Origin of the sequence: Enterobacter cloacae complex sp. EB5 (assembly GCF_031432835.1) — a bacterium.
Lineage (GTDB): Bacteria > Pseudomonadota > Gammaproteobacteria > Enterobacterales > Enterobacteriaceae > Enterobacter > Enterobacter hormaechei_C.
The window spans coordinates 372,575-392,045 of the sequence record NZ_CP133860.1 but is presented as its reverse complement, the minus strand read 5'-3'; the positions used below and the strand labels follow the sequence as shown (position 1 = coordinate 392,045).

12 protein-coding genes are annotated in these 19,471 nt (G+C 55.2%); 8 read left to right on the top strand and 4 right to left on the bottom strand.

Annotation, left to right across the window (positions count from 1 at the left end; genetic code table 11):
* Nucleotides 1–33: 33 nt before the first annotated feature.
* The 7 genes from cmoM to RHN82_RS02000 all read left to right on the top strand — a co-directional run bounded on the left by cmoM (nt 34) and on the right by RHN82_RS02000 (nt 10,670).
* Complete coding sequence (gene cmoM, locus RHN82_RS02030) at nt 34–813, top strand: tRNA uridine 5-oxyacetic acid(34) methyltransferase CmoM (protein ID WP_003858212.1); 780 nt, start codon at nt 34–36, stop codon at nt 811–813.
* A 3-nt stretch (nt 814–816) separates the two neighbouring features.
* Nucleotides 817–2,139, top strand: a complete 1,323-nt coding sequence (mukF, locus tag RHN82_RS02025; RefSeq protein ID WP_047051711.1) for a chromosome partition protein MukF — start codon at nt 817–819, stop codon at nt 2,137–2,139.
* Nucleotides 2,120–2,824, top strand: coding sequence for a chromosome partition protein MukE (gene mukE, locus RHN82_RS02020; RefSeq protein WP_003858208.1), 705 nt, complete (start codon nt 2,120–2,122; stop codon nt 2,822–2,824). The genes mukF and mukE overlap by 20 nt, the downstream gene beginning before the upstream one ends.
* Nucleotides 2,824–7,272 carry a chromosome partition protein MukB gene (gene mukB / locus RHN82_RS02015; RefSeq protein ID WP_047051710.1) on the top strand — a complete coding sequence of 1,483 codons (4,449 nt, stop codon included), beginning with the start codon at nt 2,824–2,826 and terminating at the stop codon, nt 7,270–7,272. The genes mukE and mukB overlap by 1 nt, the downstream gene beginning before the upstream one ends.
* 179 nt (nt 7,273–7,451) lie before the next feature.
* Nucleotides 7,452–9,275 carry a L,D-transpeptidase gene (gene ldtD, locus RHN82_RS02010; RefSeq protein ID WP_047051709.1) on the top strand — a complete coding sequence of 608 codons (1,824 nt, stop codon included), beginning with the start codon at nt 7,452–7,454 and terminating at the stop codon, nt 9,273–9,275.
* A gap of 175 nt (nt 9,276–9,450) precedes the next feature.
* The gene (locus RHN82_RS02005; RefSeq protein WP_003858202.1) at nt 9,451–10,002 is read left to right on the top strand and encodes a YcbK family protein; all 552 of its coding nucleotides are present in this window, start codon (nt 9,451–9,453) and stop codon (nt 10,000–10,002) included.
* Between the two features lie 20 nt (nt 10,003–10,022).
* Nucleotides 10,023–10,670, top strand: coding sequence for an MBL fold metallo-hydrolase (locus RHN82_RS02000; RefSeq protein WP_047051708.1), 648 nt, complete (start codon nt 10,023–10,025; stop codon nt 10,668–10,670).
* Nucleotides 10,671–10,723: 53 nt separating this feature from the next.
* On the opposite strand, the gene RHN82_RS01995 is transcribed toward RHN82_RS02000, so the two are convergent.
* The 4 genes from RHN82_RS01995 to pncB all read right to left on the bottom strand — a co-directional run bounded on the left by RHN82_RS01995 (nt 10,724) and on the right by pncB (nt 16,534).
* Nucleotides 10,724–11,914, bottom strand: a complete 1,191-nt coding sequence (locus RHN82_RS01995) for an amino acid aminotransferase (RefSeq protein WP_023299734.1) — start codon at nt 11,912–11,914, stop codon at nt 10,724–10,726.
* Between the two features lie 184 nt (nt 11,915–12,098).
* Complete coding sequence (gene ompF, locus RHN82_RS01990) at nt 12,099–13,157, bottom strand: porin OmpF (RefSeq protein WP_047051707.1); 1,059 nt, start codon at nt 13,155–13,157, stop codon at nt 12,099–12,101.
* 605 nt (nt 13,158–13,762) lie between these two features.
* Nucleotides 13,763–15,163: an asparagine--tRNA ligase gene (gene asnS / locus RHN82_RS01985; RefSeq protein ID WP_015570955.1), complete on the bottom strand. Its 1,401-nt coding sequence runs from the start codon at nt 15,161–15,163 to the stop codon at nt 13,763–13,765.
* 168 nt (nt 15,164–15,331) lie between these two features.
* Nucleotides 15,332–16,534 carry a nicotinate phosphoribosyltransferase gene (gene pncB, locus RHN82_RS01980; protein WP_003858188.1) on the bottom strand — a complete coding sequence of 401 codons (1,203 nt, stop codon included), beginning with the start codon at nt 16,532–16,534 and terminating at the stop codon, nt 15,332–15,334.
* 254 nt (nt 16,535–16,788) lie between these two features.
* Between pncB and pepN the strand changes: the two genes are divergently transcribed.
* Complete coding sequence (pepN, locus tag RHN82_RS01975; RefSeq protein ID WP_047051706.1) at nt 16,789–19,401, top strand: aminopeptidase N; 2,613 nt, start codon at nt 16,789–16,791, stop codon at nt 19,399–19,401.
* The last annotated feature ends 70 nt before the right edge of the window (nt 19,402–19,471 follow it).

The following is a 19,471-nucleotide window of genomic DNA, read 5'->3' as shown; positions in this document are numbered from 1 at the left end:
AATAGCGGTTTTGCAGTGAGTGGAACCCTCCCAATGCGGGATCGCAATTTTGATGACATCGCGGAAAAGTTTTCGCGCAACATTTATGGCACCACCAAAGGTCAGCTTCGTCAGACGATCCTCTGGCAGGATCTGGACAAGCTGCTGGCTGAATTCGGTGACCGACCGTTGCGCGTGCTGGATGCCGGCGGTGGGGAAGGTCAGACTGCAATCCTGATGGCGCAGCGGGGACATCACGTCACGCTTTGCGATCTTTCTGCCGAGATGGTTGCGCGCGCTGGGCGAGCGGCAGAAGAGAAAGGTGTGAGCGACAACATGCATTTTATACATTGCGCCGCTCAGGACATTCCGCAGCATTTGGAAACGCAGGTTGATCTGATATTGTTTCATGCTGTGCTCGAATGGATCGCCGAACCACAAGCGATGTTAAAAACGCTGTGGTCGATGTTGCGCCCGGGCGGTGCGTTATCGCTGATGTTTTACAATGCCAACGGCCTGCTAATGCGAAACGTGTTGGTCGGCAATTTTGGCTATGTACAGCAGGGCATGTATAAAAAGAAACGACGCACGCTTTCACCGGATTTCCCCCGTGAACCGCAGCAGGTCTATGGCTGGCTGGAGGAGATCGGTTGGGAAATTACCGGCAAAACCGGCGTGAGGGTGTTTCATGATTATCTGCGTGATAAACAAAAACAGGATGACTGTTTAGACGCCTTAACAGAAATAGAGACGCGGTACTGCCGCCAGGAGCCTTATCTGAGCCTTGGCCGCTATATACACGTCACCGCGCGCAAGCCGCAGATGCAAGGATAATCTATGAGTGAATTTTCCCAGACAGTCCCCGAACTGGTTGCCTGGGCCAGGAAAAACGATTTCTCCATCTCGCTGCCGGTAGACAGACTCTCATTCCTGCTGGCGGTTGCGACGCTAAACGGCGAACGCCTGGATGGCGAAATGAGTGAAGGCGAACTGGTGGATGCGTTCCGCCACGTCAGTGATGCGTTTGAGCAAACCAGCGAAACCATTAGCGTGCGTGCCAACAACGCAATCAATGATATGGTGCGTCAACGTCTGCTGAACCGCTTTACCAGCGAGCAGGCGGAAGGAAACGCCATCTATCGTCTTACGCCACTGGGCATTGGTATTACCGACTATTACATCCGCCAGCGCGAATTTTCCACGCTGCGTCTCTCCATGCAGCTCTCTATTGTTGCAGGCGAGCTGAAGCGTGCCGCCGACGCGGCTGATGACAACGGTGACGAATTCCACTGGCATCGCAACGTTTACGCGCCGCTGAAATACTCGGTCGCCGAGATTTTCGACAGTATCGATCTGACTCAACGTCTGATGGACGAACAGCAGCAGCAGGTGAAAGACGATATCGCTCAACTGCTTAATAAAGACTGGCGTGCGGCCATCTCCAGCTGTGAACTCTTGCTGTCAGAAACGTCCGGTACGCTGCGTGAGTTGCAGGATACGCTGGAGGCGGCGGGGGATAAGCTACAGGCCAATCTGCTGCGCATCCAGGACGCGACAATGGCGCACGACGATCTGCATTTTATCGACCGTCTGGTGTTTGATTTGCAGAGCAAGCTTGACCGCATTATCAGCTGGGGCCAGCAGTCAATCGACCTGTGGATCGGTTACGACCGCCACGTGCATAAATTTATCCGTACCGCCATCGATATGGATAAGAATCGCGTCTTTGCTCAGCGTCTGCGCCAGTCGGTACAGACCTATTTCGATGCGCCGTGGGCGCTGACCTACGCCAACGCCGATCGTCTGCTGGATATGCGCGACGAAGAGATGGCGCTGCGCGATGAAGAGGTCACCGGTGAACTGCCGCCGGATCTGGAATACGAAGAATTTAACGAAATTCGCGAGCAGCTTGCGGCGATGATCGAAGAACAGCTCGCTGTCTACAAAACCAGACAAGCACCGCTGGATCTTGGCCTCGTGGTACGCGACTATCTGGCGCAGTATCCGCGCGCGCGACACTTCGATGTTGCCCGCATTGTTGTAGACCAGGCGGTGCGCCTGGGCATCGCACAAGCCGATTTCACCGGACTGCCGCCGAAGTGGCAGCCGATTAACGATTACGGAGCCAAGGTACAGGCGCATGTCATTGACAAATATTGAACAAGTGATGCCAGTTAAGCTGGCACAGGCGCTGGCGAATCCGTTGTTTCCGGCGCTGGACAGCCAGCTGCGTGCCGGTCGTCACATTGGCCTTGACGAGCTGGATAATCACGCCTTTTTGATGGATTTTCAGGAGTACCTGGAAGAGTTTTACGCTCGCTATAACGTTGAGCTGATCCGCGCGCCGGAAGGGTTTTTCTACCTGCGTCCGCGCTCTACCACGCTTATTCCGCGCTCGGTGCTTTCCGAACTGGATATGATGGTCGGCAAAATTCTCTGCTACCTCTATCTCAGCCCGGAACGTCTGGCGAATGAAGGGATCTTCACCCAGCAGGAGCTTTACGATGAGCTGCTGTCGCTGGCGGATGAAAGCAAGCTGCTCAAGTTGGTGAATAACCGCTCAACGGGGTCCGATCTGGACCGTCAGAAATTACAGGAAAAAGTTCGCTCTTCCCTTAACCGTCTGCGCCGTCTGGGAATGGTCTGGTTCATGGGGCACGACAGCAGCAAGTTCCGCATTACGGAATCGGTCTTCCGCTTTGGCGCCGACGTGCGTGCGGGTGACGACGCGCGTGAAGCGCAGCTGCGCATGATCCGTGACGGTGAAGCGATGCCGGTGGAAAACCATTTGCAGCTCAATGACGAGCACGAAGAGAATCAGCCGGATAGCGGGGAGGAAGAGTAATGATTGAACGCGGTAAATTTCGCTCACTAACGCTGATTAACTGGAACGGCTTCTTTGCCCGAACCTTCGATCTGGATGAGCTGGTGACAACGCTCTCCGGCGGTAACGGGGCGGGTAAATCCACCACCATGGCGGCCTTCGTGACGGCGCTGATCCCTGACCTGACCCTGCTGCACTTCCGTAACACCACCGAAGCGGGCGCCACGAGCGGCTCCCGCGATAAAGGTCTGCACGGTAAGCTGAAAGCGGGCGTCTGTTATTCCGTACTGGACGTGATCAACTCCCGCCATCAGCGCGTGGTTGTAGGCGTGCGTCTGCAACAGGTTGCCGGTCGCGACCGTAAAGTAGATATCAAACCGTTTGCGATCCAGGGACTACCAACCTCCGTACAGCCGACCGCGCTGCTGACGGAAACCCTGAATGAACGTCAGGCGCGCGTCCTGACGCTCCAGGAGCTGAAAGACAAGCTGGAAGCCATCGAAGGCGTGCAGTTTAAGCAGTTTAACTCCATTACCGACTACCACTCTCTGATGTTCGATCTCGGCGTGGTAGCCCGTCGTCTGCGCAGCGCCTCAGATCGTAGTAAATACTACCGTCTGATTGAAGCCTCCCTGTACGGCGGTATCTCCAGCGCCATTACCCGCTCCCTGCGCGACTACCTGTTGCCGGAAAACAGCGGCGTGCGTAAGGCTTTCCAGGATATGGAAGCCGCGCTGCGTGAAAACCGCATGACGCTGGAAGCGATTCGCGTCACACAGTCTGACCGCGACCTGTTTAAGCACCTGATCAGCGAAGCCACCAACTACGTGGCGGCGGACTATATGCGCCACGCCAACGAGCGCCGTATTCATCTCGATCAGGCGCTGGAATACCGCCGCGAGCTGTTTACCTCCCGCAAACAGCTGGTGGCTGAGCAGTATAAGCATGTCGAAATGGCACGCGAACTGGGCGAGCACAACGGTGCGGAAGGGGATCTGGAAGCCGATTACCAGGCGGCCAGCGATCACCTGAACCTGGTGCAGACCGCGCTGCGTCAGCAGGAAAAAATCGAGCGCTACGAAGCCGATCTTGATGAGTTGCAAATTCGTCTTGAAGAGCAAAATGAAGTGGTGGCCGAAGCTGCCGAATTGCAGGAAGAGAACGAAGCCCGCGCGGAAGCCGCCGAACTGGAAGTGGATGAGCTGAAAAGCCAGCTCGCTGACTACCAGCAGGCGCTGGACGTGCAGCAGACCCGTGCGATTCAGTACAACCAGGCATTGCAGGCGTTGCAGCGTGCCAAAGAGCTGTGCCATCTGCCGGACCTGACCCCGGAAAGCGCTGACGAATGGCTGGATACCTTCCAGGCCAAAGAGCAGGAAGCCACTGAGAAACTGCTTTCTCTCGATCAGAAAATGAGCGTGGCGCAAACGGCGCACAGCCAGTTTGAGCAGGCGTACCAGCTGGTGGTGGCGATCAACGGTCCGCTGGCGCGTAACGAAGCGTGGGACGTTGCCCGCGAGCTGCTGCGCGACGGCGTTAATCAGCGCCATCTGGCCGAACAGGTGCAGCCGCTGCGCATGCGCCTGAACGAGCTGGAACAGCGTCTGCGTGAACAGCAGGAAGCCGAGCGTCTGCTGGCGGAATTCTGCAAACGTCAGGGTAAAAATTACGATTTCGACGAGCTTGAGGCCCTGCACCAGGAGCTGGAAGCGCGTATTGCGGCCCTGTCCGATACCGTATCGAATGCCAGCGAACAGCGCATGACGCTGCGTCAGGAACTGGAACAGCTTCAGTCCCGTTCGAAGACGCTCTTGCAGCGTGCGCCGATCTGGCTGGCCGCACAAAGCAGCCTGAACCAGCTCAGCGAACAGTGTGGCCAGGAGTTTGCCTCCAGCCAGGACGTCACCGAATACATGCAACAGCTGCTGGAGCGCGAGCGTGAAGCGATTGTTGAGCGTGACGAAGTGGGCGCGCGCAAGCGTGACGTCGATGAAGAGATCGAGCGTTTAAGCCAGCCGGGCGGCTCAGAAGATCCGCGCCTGAATGCCTTAGCCGAGCGTTTCGGCGGCGTGCTGCTGTCTGAAATTTACGACGATGTCGGCCTGGACGATGCGCCGTACTTCTCCGCGCTGTACGGTCCATCCCGTAACGCGATTGTGGTGCCGGATCTGTCGCTGATTTCTGACCAGCTTGCAGGGCTGGAAGACTGCCCGGAAGATCTCTACCTCATCGAAGGGGATCCGCAGTCGTTTGATGACAGCGTATTCAGCGTCGACGAGCTGGAAAAAGCGGTGGTGGTGAAAATCGCCGATCGCCAGTGGCGCTATTCGCGCTTCCCGGAACTGCCGCTGTTTGGCCGCGCCGCGCGTGAAAACCGTATTGAAAGCCTGCACGCCGAGCGCGAAACGCTTTCTGAACGTTTTGCAACCCTGTCGTTTGATGTTCAAAAAACGCAGCGTCTGCATCAGGCGTTCAGCCGCTTTATCGGCAGCCACCTGGGCGTGGCCTTTGAGCCCGATCCGGAAGCTGAAATTCGCAAGCTCAACACCCGTCGTGGTGAGCTGGAGCGTGCGCTTGCCAGCCATGAAAATGACAATCAGCAAAGCCGCGTGCAGTTCGAGCAGGCGAAAGAGGGCGTTGCGGCCCTTAACCGTATCCTGCCGCGCCTGAACCTGCTGGCGGACGATACGCTCGCCGACCGCGTGGATGAAATTCAGGAACGTCTGGACGAAGCGCAGGAAGCCGCGCGCTTTGTGCAGCAGCACGGCAATCAGCTGGCAAAACTGGAGCCGATGGTTTCCGTTCTCCAGAGCGACCCGGAACAGTTTGAGCAGTTAAAAGAGGATTACGCCTGGTCACAGCAGGTGCAGCGCGAAGCGCGTCAGCAGGCGTTTGCCCTGACGGAAGTGGTGCAACGTCGCGCGCACTTCGGCTACTCCGATTCAGCAGAAATGCTGAGCGGGAACAGCGATCTTAATGAAAAGCTGCGCCAGCGTCTCGAGCAGGCCGAAGCAGAACGTACGCGCGCCCGTGAAGCGATGCGTACCCACGCCGCACAGCTGAGCCAGTACAGCCAGGTGATGGCATCGCTGAAAAGCTCCTTCGACACCAAGAAAGAGCTGTTAAACGATCTGCATAAAGAGTTGCAGGACATCGGCGTGCGCGCCGACAGCGGTGCAGAAGAGCGGGCGCGTATTCGCCGCGATGAGCTGCATGCTCAGCTCAGTAACAACCGCGCGCGTCGTAATCAGCTCGAAAAAGCGCTGACCTTCTGTGAAGCGGAGATGGACAACCTGACGCGACGCCTGCGCAAGCTGGAGCGTGACTATCACGAGATGCGTGAACAGGTTGTGACCGCGAAGGCGGGCTGGTGCGCGGTGATGCGCATGGTGAAAGATAACAACGTGGAGCGTCGTCTGCACCGTCGCGAGCTGGCGTACCTGTCAGCCGATGAACTGCGCTCTATGTCGGATAAGGCGCTGGGTGCGCTGCGTCTGGCGGTGGCGGATAACGAACACCTGCGCGACGTGTTGCGTATGTCCGAAGATCCGAAGCGTCCTGAGCGCAAAATTCAGTTCTTCGTGGCGGTTTATCAGCACTTACGCGAGCGTATTCGTCAGGACATCATCCGTACCGACGATCCGGTGGAAGCGATCGAACAGATGGAGATCGAGCTGGGACGTCTGACGGAGGAGCTGACCTCCCGCGAGCAGAAGCTGGCAATCAGCTCCCGCAGCGTGGCGAATATTATTCGGAAAACCATTCAGCGCGAGCAGAACCGTATCCGTCAGCTGAACCAGGGCCTGCAAAGCGTGTCGTTTGGCCAGGTCAACAGCGTACGGCTGAGCGTGAACGTGCGTGAGGCGCACTCCACGCTGCTGGACGTGTTGTCTGAACAGCATGAGCAGCACCAGGATCTGTTCAACAGTAACCGCCTGACCTTCTCCGAAGCGCTGGCGAAGCTGTATCAGCGTCTGAATCCGCAGATTGACATGGGCCAGCGTACGCCGCAAACCATCGGCGAGGAGCTGCTGGATTACCGCAACTATCTGGAAATGGAAGTTGAGGTTAACCGTGGCTCAGACGGCTGGCTGCGCGCGGAATCCGGTGCGCTCTCTACCGGTGAAGCCATCGGTACCGGTATGTCGATTCTGGTGATGGTGGTGCAGAGCTGGGAAGATGAAGCGCGTCGTCTGCGCGGCAAAGACATCTCGCCATGCCGTCTGCTGTTCCTCGATGAAGCCGCGCGTCTCGACGCTCGCTCCATCGCCACGCTGTTTGAGCTTTGCGAGCGACTCGATATGCAGCTCATCATCGCGGCGCCGGAAAACATCAGTCCGGAAAAAGGGACAACCTATAAGCTGGTGCGTAAGGTGTTCCAGAACAGTGAACATGTGCACGTCGTGGGCCTGCGTGGTTTCGCCCCGCAGCCACCGGAGTCATTACCGGGCACGGCTGACGCCTCTTAAACCGGGGTGCGACAAATAGCGGCGCTCATGCGCCGCTTTTTTTATTCACTTAACTTGTGTTCAGGGCTGCGTTATCTTTAAACTTCTTTACATAAGGTAAGGCAGCAGCGTGTGTGCCTTTCTATACTGAAGGAAAGCTCCAGAATAATGGGCATGTCGTGAAAAACAGGGGGCAAGGGATGTTGCTTAAGAAAAATCGTGGTCGTCAGCTGTCTGCGCTGAGTTTGTGCCTGACAGTGATGTTTGCTCCACTGTTGACCGCTCAGGCCGATGAGCCTGAAATTGTACCGACGGACAGCTCCGCGACAATGGGCGCGCAGCCGACGTCGCTGTCACAACCGCTGGATCAGTCTCCGGCGACGGCCATCATGGCCGGCATTAAACCGCTGCCCGAAGGCATCGATACTGAATCATTACGCCAGCAGCTTATGACCGGGCTGCCCTCGGGCTATACTCCCGCTTATATTAACCAGCTCACGCTGCTTTACGTTGCGCGCGATATGAAACCGATGTGGGAAAATCGCGAGGCGGTACGTGCCTTCCAGCAGCAGCTGGCTGAAGTGGCGATTGCAGGTTTTCAGCCGCAGTTCACGACCTGGGTTGAACTCCTGACCGACCCTGCCGTTACCGGACAGGCGCGTGACGTGGTGCTGTCTGATGCCATGATGGGCTACTTACAGTTTGTGGCGGGGATTTCGGTGAACGGTAACCGCTGGTTATACAGCAGTAAACCGTACAAGCTGGCGACGCCTGCGCTGTCCGTCATTAACCAGTGGCAGCTGTCGCTGGATAACGGCGAACTGCCGCGCTTTATCGCAAGCCTTGCGCCTGCCCATCCGCAATATGCCACGATGCATCAGTCGCTTCTTGAGCTGGTTGCGGATTCCCGCCCGTGGCCTCAGCTGCGCGGCACCACAACGCTGCGTCCGGGGCAGTGGAGCAGCGATGTGCCTGCGATCCGCGAAATCATGAAACGCTCCGGCATTCTCGACAGCGGTCCTAAAATTGCGCTGCCCGGTGACGAGACGCAAAATGCGGTCGTCAGCCCGTCGGCGCCGGTAAAAGAGAAAACCGCCGTTGCGCTGAGCAATAAGCCCGCCGCTTACGATCGCGAGCTGGTCGCGGCGGTGAAGCAGTTCCAGGCCGCACAGGGGCTGGGCGCTGACGGCGTGATTGGTCCATCGACTCGCGACTGGCTGAACGTCTCTCCGGCCCAGCGGGCAGGGGTGCTGGCGTTGAATATCCAGCGCTTGCGCTTGCTGCCGGGCACGTTATCCACCGGCATTATGGTCAACATTCCGGCGTACTCCCTGGTCTACTATCAGGACGGTAGCGAAGTGCTGGCGTCCCGCGTGATTGTCGGTCGACCTGACCGCAAAACGCCGATGATGAGCAGCGCGCTGAATAACGTGGTGGTTAACCCGCCGTGGAACGTGCCGCCGACGCTGGCGCGCAAAGATATCCTGCCTAAGGTCTGGAATGACCCGGGTTATCTGGAGCGACACAACTATACGGTGATGCGGGGCTGGAACAGCAAAGAAGCGATTGACCCCTGGATGGTGGACTGGTCAACGATTACGCCTTCGAACCTGCCGTTCCGTTTCCAGCAGGCACCGGGCGCGCATAACTCGCTGGGACGCTACAAATTCAATATGCCAAGTTCGGACGCAATCTATCTGCATGATACCCCGAACCATAATCTGTTCCAGAAAGACGCGCGCGCGCTCAGCTCGGGCTGTGTCCGCGTGAACAAGGCCTCCGAGCTGGCGAATATGCTGTTGCAGGATGCTGGCTGGAACGATACGCGGATATCGGATGCCCTGAAGCAGGGAGATACGCGTTACGTCAATATCCGCCACAATATTCCGGTCAATCTTTACTATCTGACGGCGTTTGTGGGCGCGGACGGACGTACCCAGTACCGTACAGATATTTACAATTATGATCTGACAGCGCGATCCGGCGCACAAATTTTGCCAAAAGCGGAACAATTAATCAGGTAAATGAAGTAGTTCGGTAAAAATGATTGTCGTAAGTTATGGTGAATATGAGGCGATCTGGCTGCAAGCCGCGTATTTACTGGGGTTGGGCGCCTTGACGTAACAGGTTTTGCCAGTTATGGTGCCCTTCGTGCGCTAAGCATATTGACAATTTCTTTTACCTGTAGACCTGATTATCATGGACAAATTTGACGCTAATCGCCGCAAATTGCTGGCGTTAGGTGGCGTTGCGCTGGGCGCAGCAGCCATCCTTCCGACGCCAGCATTTGCCACCCTCTCGACACCTCGTCCGCGTATTTTAACGCTCAACAATCTGCATACTGGTGAGACGCTTAAAGCGGAATTTTTCGATGGCAGAGGCTATATTCAGGATGAATTAGCAAGACTCAACCATTTTTTCCGTGATTTCCGCGCGAATAAAATCAAAGCCATCGACCCTGGATTATTCGATCAGCTTTACCGCTTGCAGGGACTGCTGGGAACCAAAAGGCCGGTGCAACTCATTTCTGGCTATCGCTCTCTGGATACCAACAATGAACTGCGCGCCCACAGCCGTGGGGTAGCGAAAAAAAGCTATCACACCAAAGGGCAGGCGATGGATTTCCATATTGAAGGCGTTTCGTTAGCCAATATTCGCAAAGCGGCGTTATCTATGCGCGCAGGTGGTGTAGGATACTACCCACGTAGCAACTTTGTGCATATTGATACCGGGCCGGTTCGGCACTGGTAATAACGAAACACAGGAGCAGTATGAACTATCGTATTATTCCGGTTACCGCGTTCTCACAGAACTGTTCATTGATCTGGTGTGAACAAACTAAACTGGCCGCGCTTGTTGATCCCGGTGGCGACGCTAAGACAATCAAGCAGGAAGTCGCTGCCAGCGGTGTAACGCTGATGCAGATTTTACTCACCCATGGCCATCTCGACCATGTGGGTGCAGCGGCTGAACTGGCTGAACACTACGGTGTGCCGATTATCGGTCCGGAAAAAGAAGATGAGTTCTGGCTTCAGGGGCTGCCTGCCCAAAGCCGCATGTTTGGTCTGGATGACTGTCAGCCACTGACACCGGATCGCTGGCTGAACGAAGACGATCGCGTTAACGTAGGGAATGTAACTTTACAGGTGTTGCATTGCCCCGGACATACGCCCGGCCATATCGTCTTCTTTGATGACGTGTCGCGCCTGCTGATTTCCGGTGACGTGATTTTCAAAGGGGGCGTAGGACGCAGCGATTTCCCACGCGGCGATCACGGTCAGCTGATTCAGTCGATTAAGCAGAAGTTATTGCCGTTAGGTGATGATGTGACGTTTATCCCTGGACACGGACCAATGTCAACGCTGGGCGATGAGCGGTTGCATAACCCGTTCCTTCAGGATGAAATGCCTGTCTGGTAAACCCGGTAAAATAAAAAAGCCTGCGCGATGCAGGCTTTTTTTATGGGTGCAGGTTACAGCACCGCGACAATGGCTTCGCAAAGCGGCGCCATGTTGTCAGGCGTCATACCTGCAACGTTCACGCGGCCAGAGGCAACGGCATACACGCCAAACTCTTCACGCAGGCGCAGCACCTGCTCTTTGGTCAGGCCGCTGAAGGAGAACATGCCGTTCTGCTTGATGATGAAGCTGAAGTCACGGTCAGCGCCTTTCTCAGCCAGCGTGTTCACAAACAGAAGACGCATGCGCTGAATGCGCTGACGCATATCGTTCAGCTCTTGCTCCCAGATTGCGCGCAGCGCATCGTTGCTCAGGATCGTCGCGACCACAGACGCACCGTGTGCCGGTGGGTTGGAGTAGTTAGCGCGGATCACGGACTTCATCTGGCTGAATGCGCGATCGACGGTTTGATCGTCAGCGGCCACCAGCGTACAGGCGCCGACACGCTCGTTATACAGACCAAAGTTCTTGGAATAGGAGCTTGCGACAATCAGCTCCTGATGCACGGCGGCGAATGCGCGCAGACCTTCTGCATCTTCTTCCAGACCACGGGCAAAGCCCTGGTAAGCGAAGTCGAACAGCGGCAGCCAGCCTTTTTCAACGGACAGCTTAGCCAGCTGTTCCCACTGCTCAAGCGTAGGATCGATACCGGTTGGGTTATGGCAGCAGCCGTGGAACAGCACTACATCGCCCGCCTGGGCTTCGCTCAGGCTGGCCAGCAGGCCGTCGAAATCCAGCGCGTGGTTTGCCGCGTCGTAGTACGCGTATTCACGCACTTCCAGACCCGCAGAATTGAACACACTCTTGTGGTTCGGCCAGCTTGGATTGCTTACCCACACACGCTTCACAGAGGTGTTTTTCGCCAGGAAATCTGCCGCCACGCGCAGTGCGCCGGTACCGCCTGGGGTCTGCGCCGTGCGGGCGCGTTTTTCGCTCACAATGGTGCTGCCTTTGCCGAACAGCAGCTCCTGGGTGCAGCGACCAAATTCAGGGATACCATCAATACCGAGGTAGTTTTTGGTGGTTTCGTTTTCCAGCAGATACTGCTCAGCTTTTTTGACGCTGGTCAGTACCGGAGTTTTGCCGGTTTCATCTTTATATACACCAATACCCAGGTTGATTTTGCCAGGGCGGTCGTCGGCACGAAACAGATCGGCCAGGCCCAGAATTGGGTCGGCAGGAGCGGCAGTAATGTTCTCAAACATGACGAAGTTCCATTGTGATTACAGAAGTGAAATCCGCTATCAGGTTAACGGTAGATTTACAAAATGCCAACCGTTTGCGACGAAAAGCGTGCGGCTTTTCAAAAGTCGCTATTATTTTCTCTCAGGAATAAAAAAACAGGGCCGAAGCCCTGTTCATGAAGCATATAACAACGAGGTGTGCTGATTAGAACTGGTAAACCAGACCCAGAGCCACGATGTCGTCGTTGTTGATGCCCAGCTTGTTGTCGTCTTTCAGCTGGTTGATCTGATAGTCAACATAGGTAGACATGTTTTTGTTGAAGTAGTATGTCGCACCAACGTCGATGTAGTTGATGTAGTCTTCGTCACCGATACCTTCTACGTCTTTCGCTTTAGATTTGTAGTAAGCGATGGATGGACGCAGACCGAAGTCGAACTGGTACTGAGCGACGACAGAGAAGTCCTGAGACTTGTTAGCGAAACCACGGCTGCCCAGACGCGCTGCGTTACGCATTTCGCCATAAATAGCTGCCAGGTAGATGTTGTTCGCATCATATTTCAGGCCGGTTGCCCACTGTTCAGCTTTGTCGCCTTTACCCCATTCCAGCGTCTGCTGGTTGTTGGTACGGTCAGCGGCGCCATAAGCACCCACAATGCCGAAGCCTTCGAAATCATAGCTCAGAGAGGTTGCCCAGCCGTCGCCGTTGGAACGTACTGCATCAGTACGCTCGTTTTTGCCCAGGTACTGAACACCAAAGTTCAGACCGTCAACCAGGCCGAAGAAGTTGCTGTTACGGTACGTCGCCAGGCCACCGGTACGGCCAGAGAAGAAGTTATCGCTGACGCCGGTGTCGCCGCCGAACTCAGGCAGCATATCGGTGATGCCGATTGCGTCATAGACCAGACCGTAGTTACGACCGTAGTCGAAGGAGCCTGCGTCACCGAATTTCAGGCCCGCAAATGCCAGACGGGTTTTGTTGCCGTTCTGAGCATCAGCGCCTTCAGAGTTGTTACCCTGGAAGTTATATTCCCACTGACCGTAGCCAGTCAGCTGATCGTTGATCTGAGTTTCGCCTTTGAAGCCCAGACGTGCGTAAGTGTTGTCGCCATCGTTGCTGTCATTATCGGAGAAGTAATGCAGGCCGACTGCTTTCCCGTAAAGATCTAATTTGTTGCCGTCTTTGTTATAGATTTCAGCAGCGTTTGCTGCACCGGCTACCAGCAGGGCAGGGACTACCACTGCCAGGATATTGCGCTTCATCATTATTTATTACCCTCATTGGTTTTTTTATGACACTCGCCACTGCCGTCAATAAATTCTGTCAATAAATATTTCCGGAACTATTGATGAGAGTTAGGTGTCTTTATGTGTCTGACAGGCATCTTTCCATTCATAGAACCGTTTCGCTACACTGAAAGTGCTACAATCTTCAAGATTCAGTTACCAAAAGAAAATATATGTAACTAAATGTGTATTTTTGGGAACTTTGTGAAGCACCTCAAACTTCAGTGCCGCCTGGCGAATTAAACACCCGCTTTATTCTTATATATATGATTTCCTTATGTTTAATTTAGCTAAAGGCCTTTCGTATAAACAGAAGTTAAACGGCTCATTTTTTCTTATAATCGGCTTAAGCCATCCGGATGGCTGTGGAATTGGTTGTTTTTTGTGCTATTGCGTAAGAATTGTTTTAAGCGCAATAAGAGTGGGGTTAATTTTTGTCTCGGGATATTTCGTGGAAACAAAACGTAACAGGTAGAGGTAATCGCGGGGTTGTGGTTTAAAGATGCTTACTTTTGACTGACGAAAACTGACATTGCAGGATAAAATAATGGCCAGCATTTGCTGGCCATTAATGATTTGCTCGGTTAGAAACTTGCGTTACGCGGTGTGCGTGGGAACGGAATCACATCACGTACGTTCTGAACACCTGTTACGTAAGCAATCAGACGTTCGAAGCCCAGGCCGAAGCCGGAGTGCGGAACGGTGCCGTAGCGACGGAGATCGCGATACCAGCTGTAGTCCGCCGGGTTCAGCCCCATCTCCTGCATACGCGCGTCCAGCACATCCAGGCGCTCTTCACGCTGGGAGCCACCGATGATCTCACCGATGCCCGGCGCCAGCACGTCCATCGCGGCAACGGTTTTACCGTCTTCGTTAAGGCGCATATAGAACGCCTTAATGTCTTTCGGATAGTTTTTCACCACAACCGGTGCTTTGAAGTGCTTCTCTGCCAGATAACGTTCGTGCTCGGAGGAGAGATCCACGCCCCAGTAAACCGGGTTTTCGAATTTCTCACCGCATTTTTCCAGGATAGCGACCGCGTCGGTGTAATCCACCTGCGCGAAGTCTGCGGAGACGAAGCGCTCAAGACGGGCGATAGCGTCGTTATCGACACGCTCAGCGAAGAATTTCATGTCATCTGCACGCTCTTCGAGAACGGCTTTGAACACGTATTTCAGCATCGCTTCTGCCAGGGCTGCCGCGTCATTCAGATCGGCAAAGGCCACTTCCGGCTCCAGCATCCAGAATTCCGCCAGGTGACGGCTGGTGTTGGAGTTTTCCGCACGGAAGGTTGGGCCGAAGGTGTAGATCTTAGACAGCGCACAGGCGTAGGTTTCGCCGTTGAGCTGGCCGGAAACCGTCAGGAAGGCTTCTTTACCAAAGAAGTCTTTGTCGTAATCGACTTTACCTTCCGGCGTACGCGGCAGGTTTTCCATATCCAGCGTCGAAACGCGGAACATTTCACCTGCGCCTTCGGTATCGGAAGCCGTGATCAGCGGAGTAGAAACCCAGAAGTAACCCTGCTCGTCAAAGAAGCGATGCAGCGCCTGCGCCAGCGTATGACGCACGCGGGCAACCGCACCAATCAGGTTGGTGCGCGGACGCAGGTGCGCGACTTCACGCAGATATTCGATGCTGTGACGCTTTGCAGCCATCGGGTAGGTGTCAGGATCTTCAACCCAGCCGGTCACTTCCACCGAGGTCGCCTGAATTTCGTAGCTCTGACCCTGGCCCGGAGAGGCCACCACAACACCGGTGACGATCACGGAACAGCCGGTTGTCAGGTGCAGAACGTCATCATTGTAATTGGGCAGAGAATTATTAATGACGGCCTGTACAGGATCAAAGCAGGAACCGTCATAGACGGCGAGGAAGGAGATGCCAGCTTTAGAATCTCGGCGAGTACGCACCCATCCGCGCACGGTGACCTCCTGGTCAACGGCGACACGGCCCTGGAGTACGTCGGCTACAGGCACAACGCTCATAATATTCTCTCTGTTAATAGTCGGAAAAAATAAACACTTGTCCGCCCTTATAGGGGGGATATCTATGTTACCTGCCATCCGCTATCAGACAAGTAAATTTCACCGTCTTAAGAGAAGAAATAAGAAATTAATAAGAGAAGGGGAGCCATGAAGGCTCCCCCGAAGCCGTTAACTGGCTTTTTTAACCTGAGGCAAATCGAAGGCTTTACGTAATGCGCGGACAAACGCTTTGTCATGGCAGATGGTTTTGCCCGGACTGTCGGAGAGCTTCGCGACCGGCTTACCGTTACATTCCACCAGTTTTATGACGATGTTCAGCGGTTTCACCTGAGGAATATCACAGGTTAACCGCGTACCAATCCCGAAACTCAGGTTCACCCGCGATGAGAAATGGCGATAAAGGTCGACGGCTTTCGCCAGGTCAAGGTTATCGGAGAAGACTAGCACCTTACTCATGGGGTCGATGCCCAGTTTTTCGTAATGGGCGATGGCTTTCTCACCCCATTCAACCGGGTCCCCGGAATCATGGCGCAAACCCTGGTAGCGTTCGGCAAACTCAGGGCCAAAGTCGCGCAGGAACGCGTCCATGGTAATGCAGTCGGTAAGGGCAATACCCAGCCGATCCGGGTATTCCTCAAGCCACGCGGCGAGGGCAGCGCGCTGGCTGTTGGCAAGGTCAGGGCTGATCTGCTGGTGCGCCTGGAACCATTCGTGCGCCTGAGTGCCCATCGGCGTTAAATCAAGGCGACGTGCCAGATCGTAGTTACTGGTGCCAACGAACCACGGCTCCTGTTGCAGACGTCTGACAATGGCTTCCTGAACCTCGCGAGAGAAGCGGCGGCGCGTGCCAAAGTCCATCAGACGGAAGCGGGACATATCCAGCCCTTCGGTCAGTCTGGAAAACTCAACGAGTTTATTCTCCAGAGCGGCAACCGCCTGCGTCACACCGGTTTCAGGGGAGCGATAGCGGTGAGCCAGCTCGCTGATCACGGCCAGAAGCGGCACTTCCCACATGATCACTTCGCGCCACGGGCCGGTCAGACGAATGTCCAGCTTGCCGTTATCATTGGTGACGGTGACCTGTTCCGGCTTATAGCGGAACTCACGCAGCCAGTTCAGATAGTCCGCTTTAAAGAAAGGCAGGCCTGAAAGCCACTGATATTCGTCATCGGTGAGCGCCAGATGCTGCATGGCCTCGACCTGTTCACGAATGGAATCTGCGTAGATACCCAGCAAGTCGTCACCCCGGCAGCGAAATTCCGCCGCAACATGGACATCATGATAGTGGTGAAACACGGCTTGCTGCATATGCAGCTTGTACGCGTCGGTATCCAGCAACGTATGCAGAACCGGAGAAGCGAATTGAGTCATAGGTGCGCTGTAGCATCCTCTCACGGGAGCGTTTAGTACAATAAACAACTCCGGAGTATACCCTGTTTAGTGATTTATTGAACCCCGATCACAACATAAGCACACTTTATGGTCGAGAGCATTTCGTGCCCTGTGTTACAAAAATGTAGCTAAAAAGGGCGTTGTGCCTGAAAAGATGAACATTCTGCATAGCGCGTTTTACGCAACAGGAATATATTGAATCGTTACTCGACAAACGATGCATAAGGTTTTCTATGACACAACAGCCACAAGCTAAATACCGCCACGACTACCGTGCGCCGGAATACCTGATAAGCGATATCGATCTGACTTTCGACCTGGATGCCACAAAGACCGTCGTGACGGCGGTAAGCCAGGTGACGCGCCAGAGCGCGACAGCCGTGCCGTTGCGTCTGGATGGTGAAGACCTGACGCTGGTTTCCCTGCATATTAATGATGAAGCCTGGTCAGACTATAAAGAAGAAGGCAACCAGCTGGTCATCGACAACCTGCCGGAACGCTTCACCCTGCGCATCGTGAATGAAATTAGCCCTGCCGCCAATACCGCGCTGGAAGGGCTTTACCAGTCAGGCGTAGCCCTGTGTACCCAGTGTGAAGCCGAAGGTTTCCGCCATATCACCTGGTATCTGGATCGCCCGGACGTCCTGGCGCGCTTTACCACCAAAATTATTGCCGACAAAACGCTGTACCCGTACCTGCTCTCCAACGGCAACCGGATTGGCGAGGGGGAACTGGAGAATGGCCGTCACTGGGTACAGTGGCAGGATCCGTTCCCGAAGCCCTGCTATCTGTTTGCGCTGGTGGCGGGAGATTTCGATGTCCTGCGCGACACCTTTAAAACGCGCTCTGGCCGTGAAGTCGCGCTGGAGCTGTTCGTGGACCGTGGCAACCTTGACCGCGCACCGTGGGCAATGACCTCCCTCATCAACTCCATGAAGTGGGATGAAACGCGCTTTGGTCTCGAATATGACCTCGACATTTATATGATCGTTGCGGTCGATTTCTTCAACATGGGCGCGATGGAGAATAAAGGTCTTAACATCTTTAACTCCAAATACGTGCTGGCGCGTACCGATACCGCAACGGATAAAGATTACCTCGATATCGAACGCGTTATCGGCCACGAATATTTCCATAACTGGACCGGGAACCGCGTCACCTGCCGCGACTGGTTCCAGCTGAGCCTGAAAGAGGGCTTAACCGTCTTCCGCGATCAGGAGTTCAGCTCCGATCTGGGATCGCGGGCGGTAAACCGCATCAACAACGTGCGCACCATGCGTGGTCTGCAATTTGCAGAAGATGCCAGCCCAATGGCGCACCCGATCCGCCCGGATAAAGTCATTGAGATGAATAACTTCTACACCCTGACGGTGTATGAAAAAGGCGCTGAAATTATCCGCATGATCCACACCCTGCTGGGTGAAGAGAATTTCCAGAAAGGGATGCAGCTTTACTTCGAGCGTCACGACGGCAGTGCGGCCACCTGCGACGATTTCGTTCAGGCGATGGAAGACGCCTCTAACGTTGATCTGTCTCATTTCCGCCGCTGGTACAGCCAGGCCGGTACGCCGATTGTGACGGTCAAAGACGACTACAACCCGGAAACTGAGCAGTACACGCTGACCATCAGCCAGCGCACGCCGCCAACGGCCGAGCAGGAAGAGAAACATCCGTTGCACATTCCGTTCAGCGTTGAGCTGTACGACAATGAAGGCAACGTGATCCCTTTACAGAAGGGCGGTCACCCGGTGCATAACGTGCTGAACGTGACCCAGGCAGAGCAGACCTTTATCTTTGATAACGTCTATTTCCAGCCTGTTCCTGCCCTGCTGTGCGAATTCTCCGCGCCGGTGAAACTCGAATACAAGTGGAGCGATCAGCAGCTGACGTTCCTGATGCGTCACGCGCGCAACGATTTCTCTCGCTGGGATGCCGCACAAAGTCTGCTGGCGACCTACATCAAGCTGAACGTCAACCGTTACCAGCAGGGCCAGCCGCTGACGCTGCCGGTTCATGTGGCAGACGCGTTCCGTGCCATCCTGCTGGATGAGAACATTGACCCGGCGCTGGCGGCTGAAATTTTGACGCTGCCGTCTGCGACTGAAATCGCCGAGCTGTTTGACATCATTGATCCGATTGCCATCGTCGCCGTGCGTGAAGCGCTGACCCGCACGCTGGCGACCGAACTGGCAGATGAGTTCCTCGCCATTTATAACGCCAACAAGCTGGACGCGTATCGGGTGGAACATGCGGATATCGGTAAACGTTCCCTGCGCAATACCTGCCTGCGCTATCTGGCGTTTGGTGAGGCAGAGCTGGCGAACACGCTGGTCAGCAAGCAGTACCACGAAGCCGATAACATGACGGATGCGCTGGCCGCGCTGGCTGCAAGCGTTGCCGCCGAACTGCCGTGCCGCGATGCGCTGATGCAGGAGTACGACGACAAGTGGCATCAGGATGGTCTGGTGATGGACAAGTGGTTCATCCTTCAGGCCACCAGCCCGGCAGCCGATGTACTCAGCAAAGTACGCAGCCTGCTGAAGCACCGTTCGTTTACCATGAGCAACCCGAACCGCGTCCGCTCTCTGATTGGTGCCTTCGCCAGCAGCAACCCGGCCGCGTTCCATGCCGAAGAAGGCAGCGGTTATCAGTTCATGGTTGAAATGCTAACCGAGCTGAACAGCCGTAACCCGCAGGTGGCGTCTCGTCTGATTGAGCCGCTGATCCGCCTGAAACGTTACGATGCGCAGCGTCAGGCGAAAATGCGCGCCGCGCTTGAGCAGCTGAAAGGGCTGGAAAATCTGTCTGGCGATCTGTACGAGAAGATTGCTAAGGCGCTGGCCTGATGTAAAAAAGCCCGGTGGCGCTACGCTTACCGGGCCTGCGTGGGGTCGCGGGGCATCGGTTTTCTCCCTC